Source organism: Propionispira arboris, assembly GCF_900109225.1.
GTDB lineage: Bacteria > Bacillota > Negativicutes > Selenomonadales > Selenomonadaceae > Propionispira > Propionispira arboris.
In genome coordinates this window covers 24,377-44,428 of record NZ_FNZK01000014.1, presented here as the reverse complement: position 1 = coordinate 44,428, position 20,052 = coordinate 24,377, and the positions used below count along the sequence as shown (strand labels likewise).

The window sequence follows — 20,052 nt, the reverse complement described above, 5'->3', positions numbered from 1 at the left end:
AAAATCCACTCCACCCCTCTAAGGGACGAAATGGTTTCGTCTGCCACCCTACGTAAAAACAGCATTCTCTCTGTTCAAGTACGAGACCAAAAGTCCGATACCCTAGCCCAATAACGGTGGCAACCGTTCCAGCCTACTCACTACCACTAGTTTTCGGTGGACACTCACAGGACCATTCAATATACGCTTCAGATCGACCATTACACCTCCGGTTTCCCGGCCGCCGACTCGCTGGACAAAAGTATGTATATTTACTATTTCCTGTTCAATGTTTTACACTCAATTTGAAATTAATACTATAATAACGTACATTCTCTAATCTGTCAACACTATTTTTCAGAAAAAATTGTAAAGCTGTAAAGAAGGCACATGGCTGATTTTTCAATTCAGCCATGTGCCTTCTTTTACTTAACGGCAATCATCCGATTAATTGCACTAAATAAAGCCTTTACCGATGCCGTAATAATATCGGTATCCATACCAGCACCCCATATCACTTTTCCATCGTCTCCTGTTATGCTGATATAAGCCATGGCTCTTGATGTTGAACCGATCTCAAGAGCATGTTCACTATAGGTCAAATGCGAATATTGTATGCCAAGATAGCCCTGTACGGCGTTGCTTACTGCATCAAGACGTCCATTACCGACCGCTTCACAAACTACCTCTTTACGATCTACTTCAAGATGAACGGCTCCTTTTCGTGAACCATCCGGTTCTTTTTTTAAAATAAAGTCAATCAGTTTTATCTTAGTCTCAACATTTACATATTCATCACGGAAAATACTGTACAAATCATCTGGCAGCAATTCTTGGTGTTTATGATCCGATACACTTTTCACACGATAACTGAAGTTCTCCCGCATTTTCTTTGGCATATCAAGACCATATTTTTGTTCCATCAGATAGCCAACGCCCCCTTTGCCGGATTGGCTGTTGATACGGATCACATCACCATCATATTCACGACCAACATCATTGGGATCAATCAAAAGATAAGGTACTGTCCAATGCTTGCTATCTTCTGTTTTACGCCAATTCATCCCTTTCGCGATCGCATCCTGATGCGATCCCGAAAACGCAGCAAATACAAGTTCACCTGAATAAGGCTGGCGGGCATAAACCTGCATTCTAGTCACCCGTTCATATAGTTCAATCAGCTCTGGCATATTGGAAAAATCAAGTTTCGGATCTACGCCCAGCGCAAACATATTCATCGCAATGGTGATGATGTCCGCATTGCCGGTTCGTTCACCGTTGCCAAATAAAGTCCCTTCAATCCGATCTGCCCCCGCCAATAATCCCATTTCTGAATCCGCTACACCACAGCCGCGATCATTATGCGGATGCAGCGAAATCACCACGCTGTCTCTGCACTTCATATTCTGTGACATATACGCGATTTGTGCCGCATATACATGCGGCATCGACATTGCAACAGTAACCGGCAGATTCATAATCACTTTTTTATCCGGTGTTGGCTGCCATACATCAATCACCGCATTGCAGACTTCTAAGGCAAATTCAATTTCAGTTCCCGTAAAGCTCTCTGGTGAATATTCAAACTGATAATCAGCCCCTGCTTTTTCAGTAAGCGTTTTTAAAAGTTTAGCACCTTCCACAGCAATTTGTTTGATTTCAGTTTTTGATTTTTTAAATACCTGTTCACGCTGCGCGACAGATGTCGAATTATAAACATGAACAATCGCTTTTTTTACACCAGCTAAAGCCTCAAAGGTTTTGTTGATAATATGTTCTCTGGCCTGCGTTAACACCTGAATCGTTACATCCTCTGGAATCAAATCCTCTTCCACCAATTTACGCAAAAAATCATATTCCGTTTCTGAGGCAGCTGGAAAACCAACTTCAATTTCTTTAAAACCGATTTTAACCAACATTTTAAAGAATTCAACTTTTTCATCCAGACTCATTGGAATGATTAACGCCTGATTGCCATCTCGCAAATCAACACTGCACCAAATTGGTGCTTTTTCTACATACTCTTTTTGTGCCCAACTCATATCTACCTTCGGTGGCATAAAATAACCTTTTTGGTATTTGCTATAATTTTTCATATTAAAATTCCCTTCCCATCGTGTTTTAGACAACAAAAAAGCCCCTCATCTCTATTAAGAGACGAAAGACTATGCTTACGTGTTACCACTCTAATTCATACTCAAATCAAGTATGCACTCTAACAGATACGGACTCTTACAAGCCTTATATCCTCCTATTGTAACGGACAGGCCCCGTCTCAACTTACTTTTTTCATTTCAGCGAGCTACTTCAAGGTGAGTTCGAATTCATTTCCGCCCTGTTTTACACCAAACAACAGGTCTCTGCAGCTTTCCATGAATTTTACTATTCCTCTGCAACGTATGTGTCATATATCTTCTACAGAATAACACACCGTAACAATATTGACAAGTATTTTTTGTTTTTAATCAATACTGTAAACACATTAATTAAAAATAAGCAGATTCATATACAAAAATATATAAATCTGCTTATTTTTATATAAGTTGCATTAAATATTTTAAACAGCCTGGACACAACTTATTATAGAAACTTATTTACTTTTTGCTTCGCGCGCCGCTCTAGCTGCTTTTGCATCTAACATCTGCTGCTTTTTTTTCGCCTTATGTTCTTCATAACGGCGTTTACCTTCTTCAAATGCATTTTTGGTTTCTTCCGTATCTAAGACCAAAGGCGGCACTGATCTGGGTTTTGCATTGCGATCAAGCGCAACCATTGTAAAATATGCCGATAAAGCACGTTGTGGTTTACCTTCATGTTCAAGATCTTCTACCTCTACATTAACAGCTACTTCCATCGAACTATGTCCAACAAAAACAATCTGCGCCGTACATACAACAAGATCGCCAATCAAAATTGGCAAATGAAATTCAAGTTCGTCGACCCGTGCCGTCACTACATTCGATCTTGAATATCTTCTTGCCGCAGCATAAGCCGACGAATCCATCATTTTCATGATTTCTCCACCATGAACATTGCCCGCCACATTTGCCTGGCTTGGCATCATAACTTCACTAATAATAATTTTATTGTTTAAACTTTGACTCGTCATTGTTTGTCCTCCTAATTTCAAATCGTATCATCAATTCATTTTATCATATGAATAACCTATACATGCTGTTATTTATTGTATTGTACCATGTTTTTTTTCAGCTTAACAATATCTTTTTACATAGCTTAATATCAAATATATTAATGACACCTATCTAGTTTGAAAAGAATTTAACCTATTTTCTTAAAATATTTAAGTAACTTAGTTTTTATTTATTTTGTAAATATTGTAAAATTGACTAACTTTAATTGATTTTGACCGATTTTAATACAGTAAATAATTTCTTAAATGCAAAGAAATCGCACATACTTATTCTTTTTTAAATTTTATAAAGTCAATCATCCTAAGCACAAAACAGAGTAAACCTCTTACATTAATGATTGTTTGATTATTTCATCAATTTTCTTATTTTTAATGAATTTTTATTCATTGGTATTTTTTCTGATAATTTCAACAAAAATCACTAAACAGCCTTTCTTTCTTTAAAAGTGTATTATTTTCGATAAATATGTATTATATTACTATAACTAAGCCTATAATCCGTCTCTACTGTATTATTAAAAGACATCAGTGTATTTTTTTATTTTTATTTTTTATGACGTTTTCTTTAACTTCACTACTGTAAGCGAAAGGATATTGAATATTATGTGTATATTTATCGTATACTCAATACACTGTCTTGGCACAGCACTTGCATTTTATTGTATGTATAAGTTTTGTTTTTTTATTTCATCGGCAAGGCAATTCGTCATTATCAATCAAACTCGTTCAAAATTATGCCGATAAAAATTTTTGACAAGCTTCAACGTTAATCTAAAGGAGTCGATTTAATATGGAAATCAGTTTTGCAAGAATCGATGATCGCCTGATCCACGGTCAAGTCGCCACAGTTTGGACAAAAGTATCCGGCTGCAACAGGATCATGTGTTGCAGTGACGAAGTCGCCAAGGATACTATGCGCAAACAACTCTTATTACAAGTAGCACCGCCAGGTGTCAAAGCCTATGTCGTTCCTGTCGACAAAGCTGTCGAAGCCTATAATAACCCTAAATATGACAGTTTTAAAACGCTTTTTCTCTTCACGAATCCAACAGATGCATTAAGGGCTTTAGAAGGCGGTATCCCTTTCAAATCGATTAATTTAGGCGGCATGTGTTTTAAAGAAGGTACCACTCTAATCTCCAGTGCCGTTGCCGTTGGTCCAGAAGATGTAAAAGCTCTGGTAAAATTACATGAGCTTGGCATTGAACTCGATCTGCGCAAACTTGCCAACGAATCAAAAGGCGATGTAATGGCCGCCCTAAAAGGAAAAGGTCTTATTTAATTACATTTTAAATTTTTAATATAAAGGAGATCATAATCTATGACAACTATACAATTGATTTTATTAGTCATCGTTGCAGGAATTTCCGGCATGGGAAGTGTTTTAGATGAAGCTCAATTCCATCGTCCACTCATATCTTGCACATTAGTCGGATTAGTTTTAGGTGATATAACAACTGGTATTATTTTAGGTGGTACTCTGGAAATGTTAGCTCTTGGCTGGATGAATGTCGGTGCCGCAATGGCTCCTGATGCAGCATTAGCTAGTGTCATATCAGCAATTCTTGTCATTATTGGTCATCAATCAATTGGTGCCGGTATTGCTGTTGCCATCCCACTCGCAGCAGCAGGTCAGGTATTAACCATTTTTGTTCGAACCATTACGGTGTTTTTCCAACATCTTGCTGATAAATACGCAGCTGAAGGCAGTACCCGCGGTATCGAAATGTGCCATTTTCTTGGACTATTACTGCAAGGTATCCGCGTTGCTGTACCGGCTGCACTCGTTGGTATGGTAGCAGGAACGGATACAGTCAATGCACTTTTGGCATCGATTCCTGAAGTAATCACGCGTGGATTGCAAGTATCTGGTGGTTTTATCGTTGTAGTCGGATATGCAATGGTTATCAATATGATGAATGCTAAATCGTTGATGCCATTTTTCTTTTTAGGTTTCTTATTAGCCGTTTTTACAAATATCAATTTAATCGGCTTTGGCGCTGTTGGTTTAATATGTGCTTATTTCCATGTAAAATCACTGGCACGTGAACTAAATGCCAGTGCCGCTGGTGGATCAGGAAATTCGATCGACAATATCGACGACTCAGATTTAATGTAATTATTTAAGGAGGATCTATCATGGCTGAAAAAAAATTAACTAAAAGTGATTTAGTTTCTATATTTATTCGTTCTAACTTTCTCTTAGGGTCTTTCAACTTTGAAAGAATGCAGGCCATCGGATTTTGTGTTTCGATGATTCCTGCCTTAAAAAAACTATATCAAGGCGAAGAATTAAAATCTGCCTTAAAACGTCATCTTGAATTTTTCAATACCCAGCCATTTCTCGCCACCCCCATTATGGGAATTATCGCTGCGATGGAAGAGCAAAAAGCAAATGGTGCCGACATTAGCGAAGGCGCTATTAGCGGGGTTAAAATCGGTTTAATCGGACCGCTTGCTGGTGTTGGTGATCCTATTTTTTGGGGTACACTTCGTCCCGTACTCGCAGCGCTCGGAGCTGGTATTGCACTTACAGGGAGTCTGCTCGGGCCACTCGTTTTCTTTATCGCTTTTAACGTAATCCGTTTAGCCACAAATTGGTATGGCGTTATGTATGGTTATTCCAAAGGCACACAGCTCGTTACAGATATGGGTGGTAATAAACTTAGATATTTAACGGAAGGTTCTTCTGTTTTGGGTCTACTTGTTATGGGTGCGCTTGTTGCTAAATGGACCACCGTAAATATGCCATTCGTTCTATCTACCTATACTGCCAGCGATGGTAAACAAGTTATAACTACTATTCAAACAGTACTTGATAGTTTGATGCCTAGTATCGTTCCTCTTTTGATGACATTCATCTGCATGTATCTCCTCAAAAGAGGAATGAATCCACTTGTCATTATCTTAGGTTTGTTTGTAATTGGTATTGCTGGCTACGCAGTAGGCTTATTTGCTTAACTCCTCTCTATAAAAAAGATAGAAGCCCTCGGCACAAAAGCTGAGGGCTTCTATCTTTTTATAAAGTATTTTCTTAAATTGTGGTAAAGGTCAACGTCCCATCACAAACAGCAATTTGGACAGTATCGCCTTCTTTGATTTCACCTTTTATGATTTCTTTACTTAAAGCCGTTTCAACCGTCTGTGACAATAATCTGCGTAATGGTCTGGCACCATAGTTCGCATCAAAGCCGCGTTCTACTAAAAATGCCAATACATCATCATTCCACTTGATATTAATGCTTACTTGACGTTCCAACCGTTTATCAAGACTTCCCAGTAAAATTGCAGCAATGGATTTTACCTGATTTCTTGCCAAGCCTTTAAAAACAATGATATCATCCACACGATTTAAAAATTCGGGACGGAAGTAATCTTTTACGATATCACGAACCGCTTTTTCTGCTTCGGCAAAGTTTTCCTGATTCAAAATTTCGTGAGAACCAAGATTTGATGTCATTATGATTACAGTATTTTTGAAATTGACAACTCGTCCCTTGCCATCCGTCAAACGACCATCATCCAAAATTTGCAGCAAGACATTAAAGACATCCTGATGGGCTTTTTCGACTTCATCGAGTAAAATAACGCTATATGGACGTCGTCTCACCGCTTCTGTAAGTTGTCCGCCTTCATCATAGCCAACATAGCCCGGAGGCGCACCAATCAATCTGGCAACCGAATGTTTTTCCATATATTCACTCATATCAAGACGAATGATATTACGTTCATCATCAAACAAAGCTTCCGCCAGAGTTTTAGCAAGTTCTGTCTTACCAACCCCCGTCGGTCCTAAAAAAATAAAGGAACCAATCGGCCGATTCGGATCTTTGATACCAGCTCTGGCACGAATAATGGCTTCGCTGACCACACGCACAGCTTCATCCTGTCCAATAACACGTTCATGTAAAATATCTTCTAGATGAATTAATTTTTCGCGTTCACCAGTTAGCATCTTCGTTACAGGAATCCCGGTCCAACGACTTACTACCTTAGCAATATCTTCCTCGCCGACTTCTTCCTTCAAGAGGCGTGACCCATTGTCTTTTTCTGCCAAAACTGTTTCTTCTTCTTGAAGCTGTTTTTGCAATTTTGGCAATGTCCCATATTTCAATTCCGATAATTTATTAAGATCATAGGATCGTTCGGCCGTTTCCATTTCTTTATTGATACTTTCAATTTCTTTTTTTACCCCGCGCACGCGTAAAATCGCCTGTTTTTCCGTTTCCCACTGTGCCTTTAACGTATCTGCCTGAATCTGTAAACTATTTTTTTCTGAAACAATCTTTTCCAGCTTTTCTTTCGAAGCCGTATCCGTTTCTTTCTTTAAAGCCTGTTCTTCAATTTCCAATTGCATGATTTTCCGGCTTACTTCATCAAGCGGGCCTGGCATGGATTCAATTTCTGTTCTAAGTTTTGCAGCCGCCTCATCCACTAAATCAATAGCCTTATCTGGTAAAAAACGATCAGAAATATAACGGTCAGACAAAACAGCGGCTGAAACAAGTGCATTATCACGAATTCTTACCCCGTGATGCACTTCATACCGTTCTTTTAACCCACGTAAAATAGAAATCGTATCTTCCACCGTTGGCTGTTTCACCATAACCGGTTGAAAACGACGTTCTAAAGCAGCATCTTTTTCAATATATTTTCGATATTCATTAAGTGTTGTCGCACCAATACACCTTAGATCACCACGAGCCAGCATCGGTTTCAATATATTGCCTGCATCCATTGCGCCCTCTGCCGCTCCAGCACCTACAACGGTATGAAGTTCATCAATAAAGAGCAGAATCTGCCCTTCTGATTTTGCAATTTCATTAAGTACGGCTTTTAAACGTTCTTCAAATTCACCTCTGAATTTTGATCCTGCAACCATCGACCCTAAATCCAAAGAATATAATTTTTTATTTTTAAGAGACTCCGGTACATCGCCAGCAATAATCCTTCGTGCCAGCCCCTCAACAATTGCAGTTTTACCAACACCTGGTTCACCAATTAACACTGGATTGTTTTTAGTCCGCCGTGACAATATTTCAATGGTCCGCCGAATTTCTTCATCACGACCGATGACGGGATCTAATTTCCCCTGACGTGCCGCTTCCGTAAGATCACGTCCATATTTTTCTAAGGATTTATAGCCTTCTTCAGGATTATCACTGGTAACATTTTGTTTTCGATTTGTTTTAATAATCGCCTTGATTTTACTCCGGCTCAAACCAAATTCACGACAAATATCGACAACCTGACTATCACCATCATCAACAATCGCCAATAAGATATGTTCCGTACTAACGTAATCATCTTTCATTTCTTCGGCAAGTTTTTCAGCTTTTCCCAAAACCCGAACCATAGCTGTATTCATGCTAAGCCGATCTTGTCCTTTGACACTTGGAATTTTCTTTAAAGCTTGCTCCAAGCGAGTTTTCATCATAACCAAATCCGTATTGCATTCCTGAAAAATCGTATTCAATAACCCTTCCGGCTCTTTCGCAAGCGCTAATAAAAAATGTGCTGTCGTTATTTCTTGATGATAATGCAGAGCTGCGGCTTGCTGAGCTGTTTGCATTGCCGCCATAACCTTTTGTGTATATTTTTCTTCCCCCATCATAATTCCCCCCTGCGATCTATTTCTTTTTGCTCTCATAAAATTACCTGGATGTCTAGTATCCTCTTTGATTCTCATTATACAGCAAAAGGTCAAAAAGTCAAACTTTTTTTGACCTTTTGACTAATGATGATAAAAGAATGAAAGCGCTTAACATTTCACGTTACTATACGATATAATTAAGTAAGCTTTATTTCCTGATTTTGTAACATCACCTAAAATTAAATTTATGAGGAGTGAACTTTTTGCAAATGAAAAATGTACGAACAAAATTTCTTATTATTTTGTTACCATTATTTATTCTGAGTTTCATCATTTTATCATCTATTAGTTATTATCTAGCGCATACTGCTCTTTTAAATGATGCTGATAAAATCGCCCGCAGCCTCGGTGATCAAATTGCTGCCGATATCAAAAACGAGATGTCTGAACCAATAATTCGCCTGGATGATCTCGCCAAAAATCAGTACCTCATTCACGGGGATGATGCCACTCGTCAAGTTCTATTAACAACACCAAAAGCCACCACAAGTAATGTGGCTCAATATTTTTATACAGATATTAATGGTCAGGCCATTCGTGATGATGGCAAACATTTGAATCGTGGTGACCGTGATTATATCAAAATACCAAAACAAACACAAAAACCTTATATTGCGGCACCATTTTTAGGCGAATCGACAGGAAAGCTCATGACGATGATGACTCGCCCTGTTTTTGAAAATGGAACTCTGGTTGGTTTCGTCATGGCCTCGCTAAATCTTGACAGTCTTTCCAAACTGGTGGAAAAGGTTTCCTTTTTTGATACTGGTTATGCTTATTTAGCGGATAGTTCCGGCATTGTCATCGGCTACAGCCAACGGCCAGAATATGTTGGCAAACTGGATCTAACAAAAAAAGATATTGAAGGCGGTGGTCAACTGGATGATCGCCTGTGTGCCGGTTTCAAAAAAGCTATGGAGACAAATCAGCAAACATCCATTGATTACCAAAATACAAATGGTATTGAAAATATAGCTGTCATTACTCCTATCGAACTAGATGGTCGTACTTGGGCCGTTATTTCAGCAGCACCGCGTTCTGAAGTAGAGGGCGCTGCTGATCACCTCTTCAAAATTATGACCATTGTCTCTTTGCTAGCTATTGTGTTGGCTGTCTTTGTCATATTTTATTTTGCCAAATGCATCGCTGCACCAATTGAGGCCATTCGCGATGAATGTAATATTTTAAATTCCGGTGATCTCAGGCAAAATGATTTAACGATCAACAGCCATGATGAAATCGGCCAGCTCGCACAAGGGTTTAATACAATGCGCCAAACACTACGAGCACTACTGAAAAAAGTACAATCACAAACAGAACAAGTCGCAGCTTCGAGTCAAGAATTAACCGCCAGTGCCCACCAATCTTCAGAAGCTGCAAATCAAGTTGCTATCTCTATCACTGACATCGCAGCCGGCGTGGAAACACAGTCGTCCTCTTCAAAAAAAATTCGAGGTATATCAGAAAACATTTCAACAAATACCGATGCCTTAACGCAAAAAACGCAAAAAATAGCAGATAATGCTAAAACAACAACTTTGCAGGCTGAAACGGGACGAAATTCAATTGCAAAAGTCGTTGAGCAAATGCAGCAAATTACCCTTGGCACAAAAACAATTGAAACCGCCATCGAGGATCTTGCCAAAGGTTCAGATGAAATTGGCAACATCGTTGAACTCATTTCCAATATAGCCGGTCAAACCAACTTACTCGCTCTCAATGCAGCGATTGAGGCAGCTCGAGCTGGTGATGCCGGACATGGATTTGCGGTTGTCGCTGAAGAAGTACGAAAATTAGCAGAAGAATCGGAACGGTCTTCTAAACAAATTGCTGAACTTGTTAAGAAAAACCAATTTGGCATGAGTCAAGCAGTTGAAGCCAGTCGTGATGGCTCAAAAAATGTGCAGCTTGGTATTGATACTGTAAAATCTGCGGATGAAGTCTTTAAAAGTATTGTTATTGCCATTGAAACGCTGTCACATGAAATTATTGATGTTTCAAAGGCTATTGAAACCATGGCTGCAGGCAATGCAACCATGCTCTCATCCATTCAAGATATCGATCAAATCAGCACGAAAAATTCAGATGATGCACAATCTGTTTCCGCTGCAACAGAAGAACAATCTGCCTCGATGCAGGAAATTGCTTCCGCCAGCCAAAACCTCGCCACCCTCGCTAGTGATTTACAATCCGAAGTATCGAAATTCAAAGTATAATTTTCAATTACGAAACACAGAAGTCCCCGGTTCTTTGAACCAGGGACTTCTGTGTTTCGTAAATATATTCTACACTATTTCATTGTCATCTACTTTCTGCAAAAAAGCTTCGATTCGGTCCAGCCCGATTTTAATATTTTCTAATTTAATAGCGTAAGAAAGTCGAATATACCCCGTCACACCAAATCCAGTACAAGGAACCACTGCAACATTTACTTTTTCAAGCATTGCTTTTGCAAATACATCTGCATTAAGAATCGTAATACCATCTATACTCTTGCCTATAAGTTGTGAAATATTCACCATAAGGTAAAAAGCTCCATTTGGAACAATACAAGATAAATACTGGATTGATTGGATTCTCTCAACAATATAGTTTCGTCTGCTGACAAACTGTGTAATCATTTCATGAATTAGCGATTGATCGCCACTAATAGCAGCTTCCGCGGCTTTTTGAGCAATTGAATTGGGATTTGCTGTTTCATGACTTTGAATATTCGACATAATTTTTGCTACCGCAGTATTTGATGCAGTATAACCGATACGCCAACCTGTCATAGCATATGTTTTTGATACCCCATTCACTAAAATGGTATTATTTTTAATTTTTTCATTAAGTGAAGCAATGCTAACATGTGTATAATCTTCATAGAGGAATTTTTCATAGATTTCATCGGATATAATAAATAAATCATGTTCAATCGCCAATGTCGCAATTTTTTCCAAATCAGCTCTTTCATAAACCTGACCGCTGGGATTATTTGGGCTGTTGATCAATATGGCTTTTGTTTTGTCTGTAATCTGTGCTTGAATCTGTTTTACATGCATTTTAAAATTATTTTTTGCATCCATATTGACAATTACAGGAATAGCTCCGGCTAATTTTATAATTTCCGGATAACTGACCCAATAAGGCGAAAATAAAATGATTTCATCACCAGGGTTACAGATCGCTTGGAATGCATTAAGCAACGAATGTTTTGCACCATTACTTACCACTATATTGGCTGGTACATACTCCAAATCGTTATCTTTCTTGAGTTTGTTACAAATCACCTGTTTTAATTCCAAAGTGCCTGAGGCCGGAGTATATTTGGTAAATCCACTTTGAATGGCTTCAATAGCTGCTTTTTTTATATAATCTGGTGTATCAAAATCGGGTTCCCCTGCACCAAAACTTACTACATCAATACCTTGCTTTTTCATTTTTTTCGCCAATGTATCAATTTCTAAAGTCGGTGATGGCTTAATTCCTAATCCTTTTTTTGATAAAATCATAATTCAATCAATCCTCACAAATTTTTATTATTAAAATAGTACATAGTATAACTATACAATATTTTGATTATTTTTCCTATTAGTTCACCGTTATAGAAAATATAGTATTTCAGAATGAAACAAATGTTGTTTTGTATCGGATATAAAAAAATATATATCAGCAAATTGTTGGCACTTTTCTCTTTATCTGATACACAAAATAAAATAGACCCTATAGGCGACACGTTTCAGTGTCTGTCCTATAAGATCTATTTCCCGTTTGTCTAGTTCTGTTGTTTTTATTTTTTCAATTCAACGATAAAAGCAGCCCCTTCACCAATTTTACTTTCAATATAAAGTTCTCCATCATGCAGATTTACAATATCACGGGCAATGGCTAACCCTAGTCCATTCCCGCCTGAATCCCTTGACCGGGCTCGATCGACACGATAAAATCGATCGAAAACTTTATGTTGATCCGTCAAAGAAATACCAATCCCTGTATCTCGAACCATAATACGAATTTTATTTTTTTCAAATTCCCCATCAACTTTTACGGTAACAACACCATTACCGGGAGTATATTTCAGTGCGTTATCAATCAAGATAATCAAAAGCTGCTTAATTCGCTGTATATCGGCACGAATGATAACAGATTCCTGTTTTACAAAAAACAAGTTAATATGTTTTTCGTCTGCGAGTGGCTGCATTTTACGAACGATTTCATGTATGGCTTCTATCAAATCAAATTTTTCAGTCACCAGCTTAAAGGTTTGATTTTCACTACGAGCAACCAAAAGCAAATCACTTACTAATTTTGTCATCTTTTTAACTTCATCACGCATATCTACAATCACCTGTTGTAAAAAAGGAGAAGCAATTGATGCATCATTTCCTAGAACATCTACGGATGCCATCACCACACTAAGTGGTGTCCTTAATTCATGTGAGGCATCTGCCGCAAACTGCCGTTGCCGTTCATAGGCCTCCTTTAAAGGTATAATAGCTTTCCCCGCCATAATGTGTCCGGCAAAATTTGCCACAATAAATGCTAAAAGCGAGAGCAATCCCAAAATCAAAGTTGCTTTACGTAATCCATTGTATACAGATGCAACATCTTTTCCTACATAAACCATGCCTCTGTTTTCACCATCAATAACAATCGGTTTGGCCGCCATCAACACTTTATATTCATATTTAAAATTATGCGTATTAGTAAATTCCATGATCTGATTATCAGGAACATTCCACTTTTGAATCGCTTCCAAAATAAGCGGTTCAAGAACCGGTACTGCACGGGAATAATTGATCAGTTTCCCATGATTATCAAAAGCATAAAAATAGAGATTCCCATTACTGGCTTTGTAGTCTTCACTATCATCTTCTAAAGAGCCATGACGCTGCAACAAAATAATTTCTTCATTTAAAACATCTTCCGTCGTATCTAAAACCTCACGTTCCTGTTCGGAAGTAATAGACCATTCCATACTCTCATGCATTCCAAACACTAAGAGAAGTAGAAAGAAAAACATCATAAGTGAATAAAACATAGTCAATCTTCGTCTGGTTTGACCAAACATATTCAAAGACATATCCCCCTAAACTTCCAGTTTATACCCCACACCACGAATCGTATGAATCATCGTTTTATCTTCACCCAGATCCAGTTTTTTACGTAAAAGCTTAACATATGAATCAATATTATTGGAGCTGACCTCGGATTCCAATCCCCAAATCCGATCCAAAATAACATCTCGCGGCACAACCAGTCCCAGATTTTGAGCCAACAAATCAAAAATCTGAAATTCTCGCGGTGATAGTTGGATTTCTTGTTCATTTTTACTAAGCACCTTAGCTGTTCTATTCAACGTAAATTGACCAATTCGCAAAATTTCCTGCTGAATTTTCTGATTGGTACGACGCCCAAGAGCTCGCAGTCTCGCCAGTAATTCCTCAAATTCAAACGGTTTCACCAAATAATCATCTGCACCCGCATCCAGACCAGCTACCCGATCTTCTACCGCATCTCGCGCTGTTAAAATTAAAATTGCTTTTTCGTAACCAGCCACACGCAGACGCCGACAAACACTGATACCACTTTCAGTCGGCATCATCCAGTCTAAAATTAAAATGTCATATTCATCATAAACTGCATATTCATAAGCCATATCACCGCTGACAACCCACTCTACAGTAATTTTATTTTGTTCCAGCATATATTTGATCAAATTACCTAATCTTTTATCATCCTCTGCCAATAAAACACGCATCTACACCAAACTCCTTCGCTTGATAAACTTCTACTTCATAAATTATACCGCATATTTCACTTTAGATACTATACTTTTTCAATTTAGCTGTAACATGCCGCGAAGGTAAACAAAAGTATATGCATAGTATATATACGGATCTTGAAAATCCGCTGAAAAATTGATTCATTAACTTTTTTCCGGTAAATTTCCAATAGCATATTTACCTTAAGCCAAAATTTTGCTATAGTTAGCATAAAATCCATTATATCGTGAGGTTATATAAGATGATGAATTGCAGTGGTTTTCCGCCCTCTGTCAATCATGATTCAACAATTTTAATTCTCGGCTCTATGCCTGGGGTTCGATCACTTGCTATGCAACAATATTATGCCCATAAGCAAAATCGTTTTTGGCCGCTTCTATCAGTGATCCTTGCACAAGAGCCGCAGGTTAGCTACAAAGATTCTTTAGCCATGCTGCTAAGGAATCATATTGCCCTTTGGGATTCACTGGATCTTTGCCAACGTGATGGCAGCCTTGATACAGCGATAAAAGAAGAAATACCCAATGATTTTCCCACTTTTTTCAAAGAATATCCACAAATTCACAAGGTGTGTTTTAATGGTGCAGCAGCCTGCCGACTCTTTAAAAAACACTACAAAACCTTATTGGATGATTTGCATATCAAAACCATGACGTTACCATCTACCAGCCCCGCAAATGCACGCTGGACTTTAGAAAAGCTCCTGCCTGTCTGGCAGCAAGCACTGCTTAAATAAAAAAACGAGCCCCCATTAAAAATGAGGGCTCGTTTTTCAATTAAGCAGATTGTTCAGCAAAAAACAGTTTTATATCTTCTTCTACTGTACCAATACCAGCAATGCCAAAATTTTTAACCAAAACATCCACAACAGTCGGCGATAAGAATGCCGGAAGTGTTGGCCCAAGATGAATATTTTTTACCCCTAAGGATAAGAGTGCCAATAGTACAATAACTGCCTTTTGTTCATACCAAGCAATATTATAAATGATTGGCAAATCATTTATATCATCAAGACCAAAAACTTCTTTCAATTTCAGCGCAATCAATGCCAAAGAATATGAATCATTACATTGTCCAGCATCTAACACACGGGGTATTCCGCCAATATCACCTAACTCCAATTTATTATATCTGTATTTTGCACACCCGGCCGTCAGGATAACTGTATCCTGTGGCAAAGCTTTAGCAAATTCAGCGTAATAATCTCTTGATTTCATCCGACCATCGCAACCAGCCATTACTACAAATTTTTTGATTGCACCGGACTTTACAGCTGCAACTACTTTATCAGCCAAAGCAATGACTTGATTGTACGCAAATCCACCAACAATCGAACCAGTTTCGATTTGTTTTGGTGCTGCGCAGCCTTTCGCCTGCTTTATGATCGCCGAAAAATCTTTTGCCTCACCAATCCCACCAGCAATATGTGTGCAGCCAGGAAATCCAGCGGCTCCTGTTGTATAAATACGATCTTTATAACTGTCTTTAGGTGGAACAATGCAGTTCGTTGTCATGAGAATCGGTCCGTTAAAACTTTCAAATTCTTCTTTTTGTTTCCACCATGCATTACCATAATTCCCGACAAAATGTTTATACTTTTTAAAAGCTGGATAATAATGTGCCGGCAGCATTTCAGAATGTGTATAAACATCCACACCTTGATTTTCGGTCTGTTGCAATAACATTTCAAGATCTTTTAAATCATGCCCTGATATTAAAATGCCTGGCTTATCACCAACACCAATATCAACTTTCGTAATTTCCGGATCGCCATAAGTAGTCGTATTTGCTTCATTTAACACTGCCATACCCGCAACGCCAAATTTACCCGTTTCCATCGTCAAGGCAATGAGTTCATCTACCGATAAACGATCATCATGAATTTTAGTAAGTGCTTCTTGTAAAAATATATCAATTTCTTCCTTTTCAAAACCAAGGACATTCGCATGTTTCAGATAAGCCGCAATTCCTTTTAAGCCATAAACAATTAACTCACGCAGACTGCGAATATCTTCATTCGTTGTGGCTAAAACACCAACTGTTTTTGCTTTTTCAGCCATTTCCTCATGACTGTTGCTCTGCCAAGTAGCCGCATCTGACAAATTGTGTATTTCACTCAACTGAGCTGCCAAATTTTTATTGAGAGCCATCGTTTCTTTTACGCATGCAGAAATCACAGCATCATCAAAATTTGCATTCGTAATGGTTGTAAACAAATTTGAAGACACAACATGATTTACAGCAGCATCCACTACTTTACCTTCCTGCCTTAAAGCCATTGTCACCTCCGAAAGCCCAATCGTTACATAACGCAGCAAATCCTGAATATTAGAAACTTCCGCTTTTTTCCCGCATACACCAATTTTAGTACAGCCTGAGCACCCTGCCGTTTCTTGACATTGATAACAAAACATAGCATTTTCCATTTGTCATACCTCCAAATATATTTTTTATTTTACACGGATCTGCGTAGGCAAATCAGTGGGAATACCTATTGCGTATCCAAGTCATACTATGATTGTAATGGATTCTGTTGGATAAATATGTTGCTATTGCAACACATTTATCTTTTATTTATCAAAAGAGTGCAGCTATATTAAGTTTCGTAACTATTCTATATGGCAATCGTCATTCCTATATCCCACTTCTGGCAGACTGATAGACTAGATGTAATTTCTTTAATGCATATATATCTTACCATATTTAATATAATATGAGCTAAAATGTTTGAATAATCAGTTTTTATAACAAAAAAGAACACAGAGACCATAACAATATAATTATTACAACCTCTGTGTCTATTTTATAAATATGACCTGTTAAATTTAAATATGATTATCGACAATTGCATCACGGCCTTCTTCGCCTGTACGAATCTTCACCGCATTTTCTACTTTATAAACAAAAATCTTTCCATCACCAATATGACCCGTGCAGCAAACCTGTTTTACTACTTCAATAACACTAGCTGGCGGAACTTCACACACGACAATCTCAACTTTCACCTTCGGATGCAGCGTAACCTCTACAGCGGTTCCACGATATACCTCTTTATGACCTTTGGATAATCCGCAACCATAGACATTGCTCACCGTCATCCCTGTAACTTCAATCTTATTTAAAGCTTCTTTCAAATCTTCCAGTTTTTCTGGACGAGTAATGATTTCAATTTTATGAATCGTACACATATTATTTTCCTCCTCTAATTACCCTGCTCGATTTATTTTTATGATATAAAGCCTGTAAGCATCTATCATAATGAAAAAGAAACTTATTTAAGCCATATGAAAATCATACGTACAACTTAAATAAGCTTCTTTGCTTACCTGATTCATTTACTACTTATTTTATTTTTCAATATATCACTGATTGCATAAATTTACAATACTTTATCACATGAATATTGTATTTTTTTGTATTTTGAGGCAGCCGTTTAATCCAGTACCCCCAAAAGTGCCAGCATAATACCGCCAGAAATCGCTGTCCCAAACACGCCCGCTAAATTTGGTCCCATGGCATGCATAATCAAGAAATTCGCTCGATTTTCTTGCAAACCAACCATATGAGAAACACGTGCCGCAATCGGCACTGAAGCAATACCAGCTGAACCAATCAGCGGATTAATTTTACCACCACTGATTTTATTCATAATCCTTGCGCCGATAACCCCCGATGCTGTACCAAAAGCAAAAGCAAGCAGTCCGAGTAAAATAATGACCAATGTCTTGAAGTTCAAAAAGGTATCGGCCTGCATCGTAGAACCAATTGCTACCGTCAAAATCAAGGTAACGATATTGAGCAATGTATTGGCAGCGGTTTCTGCCAAACGATCCACAACCAAACATTCTTTCAATAAATTGCCCAGCATCAGCATAGTAATAAGCGGTGCCACCGGTGGTAAAAACAAGTTAACAATAATAGCGATTACAATAGGAAAAACAATCTTTTCCAGTCTGGAAACATATCTTGGTTGTTCCATGATAATATTCCGCTCTTCTTTCGTTGTAAGAAAGCGCATAATTGGCGGCTGTATCAATGGCATAAGTGCCATATAAGAATACGCTGCCACCGAAATCTGCGGCAATAAATGCGGTGCTAATTTCATCGTGACATAAATGGCCATAGGACCGTCTGCACCGCCGATAATTCCAATGGCTCCGGCTTCCGCTAACGTAAATCCTAGTAATTTCGCACCAATCAGTGCTACAAAAATCCCTAAATGTGCCGCTGCACCTAAGATAACCAAGCTTGGATTTGCAATCATCGGACCAAAATCTGTCATAGCTCCAATTCCTAAAAAAATCAAAGGAGGAAGTATAAGAAGTTCTACACCTTGATATGCGTAATAAAATAATCCGCCCGGTTTTACTAAATCCGATCCCGGAACATTTGCAACAATACAAGCCAAACCTATCCCTACCAATAGAAATGGTTCATATTTTTTTACAATTCCTAAAAATAGTAAAATACCGCCCACGATAATCATTACGATATTGCCCCACCAAATTTGCATTAAACCAGTCTGCTGAACTAAATCAGACAACAATCCCATTAACTGCTCATACATGTTTATTCCTCCAAACTAGTTTTCTGATATCCTTGGATAATCAATATTTATCCTCTTTAATTTCACCCAAATGATTTAACCAGGGAAACAGGGCTAATACCCCGCCTATAGCGGCAATAAAAATGAAACTCAGGAAAAAATCAATTACACTTAATGCAATAGCGCCTTGCAGCGTATCTGGTAAATTCATTATTTTAACCCCCTTATACTAATTTACGATTCGTTAAAAATCTTGTCCGCTGCCGAGCTTTTTTTAGCAACGCTTCCTGATTCACAACAATCCGCTTATGAATCCCATGACCTACCTCACCTTGTTCATCCCATGCTTTTATTTGCAAAACCACTTCATGATCTTCGATTTCAATAATTGTTACTTTGATGGTGATTGTCATGCCTAAACTCGTTGTTGCTGTATGCGTAAATTCAGTTGAATATCCTATACTGATAAACCCCTCTGGCAAATATTGATCGATGGTTTCTACAGAAGCTTTAATTGCCATTCCCACACAAGCCGGCGTTGCTAATAATTCATTTAATTCTTTTGTATAGTTACTAGCCGTATCTGATTTTTGCACCACTTGGCGAATCATCGCATTTTGTCCTACTGAAAGTATATCTCTTAAATCAAACATCTAATATTCCCCTCTCCGCATTTTATTTTCATTTACAAATAATCTGAAAATTGTTTTATTTTTATTTTATACCTAATTCACAAAAAAAGGAAATACAAAAAAGTAATCTATTTCATTCCTTTTTGCTATCCTTGTTAATGTTTCAATACATTTACCTGGAAATCAGGTAATCCGCTAAGGCAAAATACAGCAATAGTATTAAAATTCAAATTTGAAGAATAAAAATTTACAAATAAAAAATTTTTATTATTTGACATTGCTGTTCCAGCTTAATAAAATGTAGATAGAACCAGTTACTGATC

16 protein-coding genes and 1 other annotated feature are annotated in these 20,052 nt (G+C 37.9%); of the genes, 5 read left to right on the top strand and 11 right to left on the bottom strand.

The window, feature by feature from the left end; translation table 11 throughout:
- Nucleotides 1–404: 404 nt before the first annotated feature.
- On the bottom strand, nt 405–2,075 hold the full coding sequence (locus BMY14_RS13450) for a 2-isopropylmalate synthase (protein ID WP_091832960.1): 1,671 nt from the start codon (nt 2,073–2,075) through the stop codon (nt 405–407).
- A gap of 54 nt (nt 2,076–2,129) precedes the next feature.
- Nucleotides 2,130–2,384: a binding site (T-box leader), on the bottom strand.
- A 185-nt stretch (nt 2,385–2,569) separates the two neighbouring features.
- Nucleotides 2,570–3,088, bottom strand: a complete 519-nt coding sequence (locus tag BMY14_RS13445) for an acyl-CoA thioesterase (RefSeq protein WP_019555261.1) — start codon at nt 3,086–3,088, stop codon at nt 2,570–2,572.
- A gap of 832 nt (nt 3,089–3,920) precedes the next feature.
- Between BMY14_RS13445 and BMY14_RS13440 the strand changes: the two genes are divergently transcribed.
- The 3 genes from BMY14_RS13440 to manZ are packed head-to-tail and all read left to right on the top strand — an operon-like array spanning nt 3,921 to nt 6,091.
- Nucleotides 3,921–4,412: a PTS sugar transporter subunit IIB gene (locus tag BMY14_RS13440; RefSeq protein ID WP_091832773.1), complete on the top strand. Its 492-nt coding sequence runs from the start codon at nt 3,921–3,923 to the stop codon at nt 4,410–4,412.
- 39 nt (nt 4,413–4,451) lie between these two features.
- On the top strand, nt 4,452–5,249 hold the full coding sequence (locus tag BMY14_RS13435; protein ID WP_091832770.1) for a PTS mannose/fructose/sorbose transporter subunit IIC: 798 nt from the start codon (nt 4,452–4,454) through the stop codon (nt 5,247–5,249).
- A gap of 20 nt (nt 5,250–5,269) precedes the next feature.
- Nucleotides 5,270–6,091, top strand: a complete 822-nt coding sequence (manZ, locus tag BMY14_RS13430; protein ID WP_091832768.1) for a PTS mannose transporter subunit IID — start codon at nt 5,270–5,272, stop codon at nt 6,089–6,091.
- A 73-nt stretch (nt 6,092–6,164) separates the two neighbouring features.
- Here the strand turns inward: manZ and clpB are convergent, their stop codons facing one another.
- On the bottom strand, nt 6,165–8,741 hold the full coding sequence (clpB, locus tag BMY14_RS13425; RefSeq protein WP_091832766.1) for an ATP-dependent chaperone ClpB: 2,577 nt from the start codon (nt 8,739–8,741) through the stop codon (nt 6,165–6,167).
- A 251-nt stretch (nt 8,742–8,992) separates the two neighbouring features.
- Between clpB and BMY14_RS13420 the strand changes: the two genes are divergently transcribed.
- Nucleotides 8,993–10,999, top strand: coding sequence for a methyl-accepting chemotaxis protein (locus BMY14_RS13420; protein ID WP_245741423.1), 2,007 nt, complete (start codon nt 8,993–8,995; stop codon nt 10,997–10,999).
- A gap of 69 nt (nt 11,000–11,068) precedes the next feature.
- Here BMY14_RS13420 and BMY14_RS13415 read toward each other — a convergent pair whose 3' ends face one another.
- From BMY14_RS13415 to BMY14_RS13405, 3 genes are all read right to left on the bottom strand, one after another.
- On the bottom strand, nt 11,069–12,277 hold the full coding sequence (locus BMY14_RS13415; RefSeq protein ID WP_091832760.1) for a pyridoxal phosphate-dependent aminotransferase: 1,209 nt from the start codon (nt 12,275–12,277) through the stop codon (nt 11,069–11,071).
- A 278-nt stretch (nt 12,278–12,555) separates the two neighbouring features.
- On the bottom strand, nt 12,556–13,836 hold the full coding sequence (locus BMY14_RS13410) for a sensor histidine kinase (RefSeq protein WP_245741421.1): 1,281 nt from the start codon (nt 13,834–13,836) through the stop codon (nt 12,556–12,558).
- Between the two features lie 18 nt (nt 13,837–13,854).
- A complete protein-coding gene (locus tag BMY14_RS13405; protein WP_019555269.1) occupies nt 13,855–14,526 on the bottom strand; it encodes a response regulator transcription factor in 672 nt (223 codons plus the stop codon).
- 266 nt (nt 14,527–14,792) lie between these two features.
- Between BMY14_RS13405 and BMY14_RS13400 the strand changes: the two genes are divergently transcribed.
- A complete protein-coding gene (locus BMY14_RS13400) occupies nt 14,793–15,287 on the top strand; it encodes a DNA-deoxyinosine glycosylase (RefSeq protein WP_091832754.1) in 495 nt (164 codons plus the stop codon).
- A 40-nt stretch (nt 15,288–15,327) separates the two neighbouring features.
- Here the strand turns inward: BMY14_RS13400 and hcp are convergent, their stop codons facing one another.
- The 5 genes from hcp to BMY14_RS13375 all read right to left on the bottom strand — a co-directional run bounded on the left by hcp (nt 15,328) and on the right by BMY14_RS13375 (nt 19,750).
- Complete coding sequence (hcp, locus tag BMY14_RS13395) at nt 15,328–16,977, bottom strand: hydroxylamine reductase (protein WP_091832750.1); 1,650 nt, start codon at nt 16,975–16,977, stop codon at nt 15,328–15,330.
- A 399-nt stretch (nt 16,978–17,376) separates the two neighbouring features.
- Entirely contained in the window at nt 17,377–17,739 is a 363-nt protein-coding gene (locus BMY14_RS13390; RefSeq protein WP_091832747.1) for a P-II family nitrogen regulator, read from the bottom strand.
- A gap of 245 nt (nt 17,740–17,984) precedes the next feature.
- Entirely contained in the window at nt 17,985–19,118 is a 1,134-nt protein-coding gene (locus BMY14_RS13385; RefSeq protein ID WP_019555273.1) for a sodium ion-translocating decarboxylase subunit beta, read from the bottom strand.
- 40 nt (nt 19,119–19,158) lie between these two features.
- Nucleotides 19,159–19,308 (bottom strand): hypothetical protein, encoded by a 150-nt coding sequence (locus BMY14_RS20610; protein WP_019555274.1) that lies wholly within the window; start codon nt 19,306–19,308, stop codon nt 19,159–19,161.
- Between the two features lie 13 nt (nt 19,309–19,321).
- A complete protein-coding gene (locus tag BMY14_RS13375) occupies nt 19,322–19,750 on the bottom strand; it encodes a thioesterase family protein (RefSeq protein WP_091832745.1) in 429 nt (142 codons plus the stop codon).
- Between the last annotated feature and the right edge of the window lie 302 nt (nt 19,751–20,052).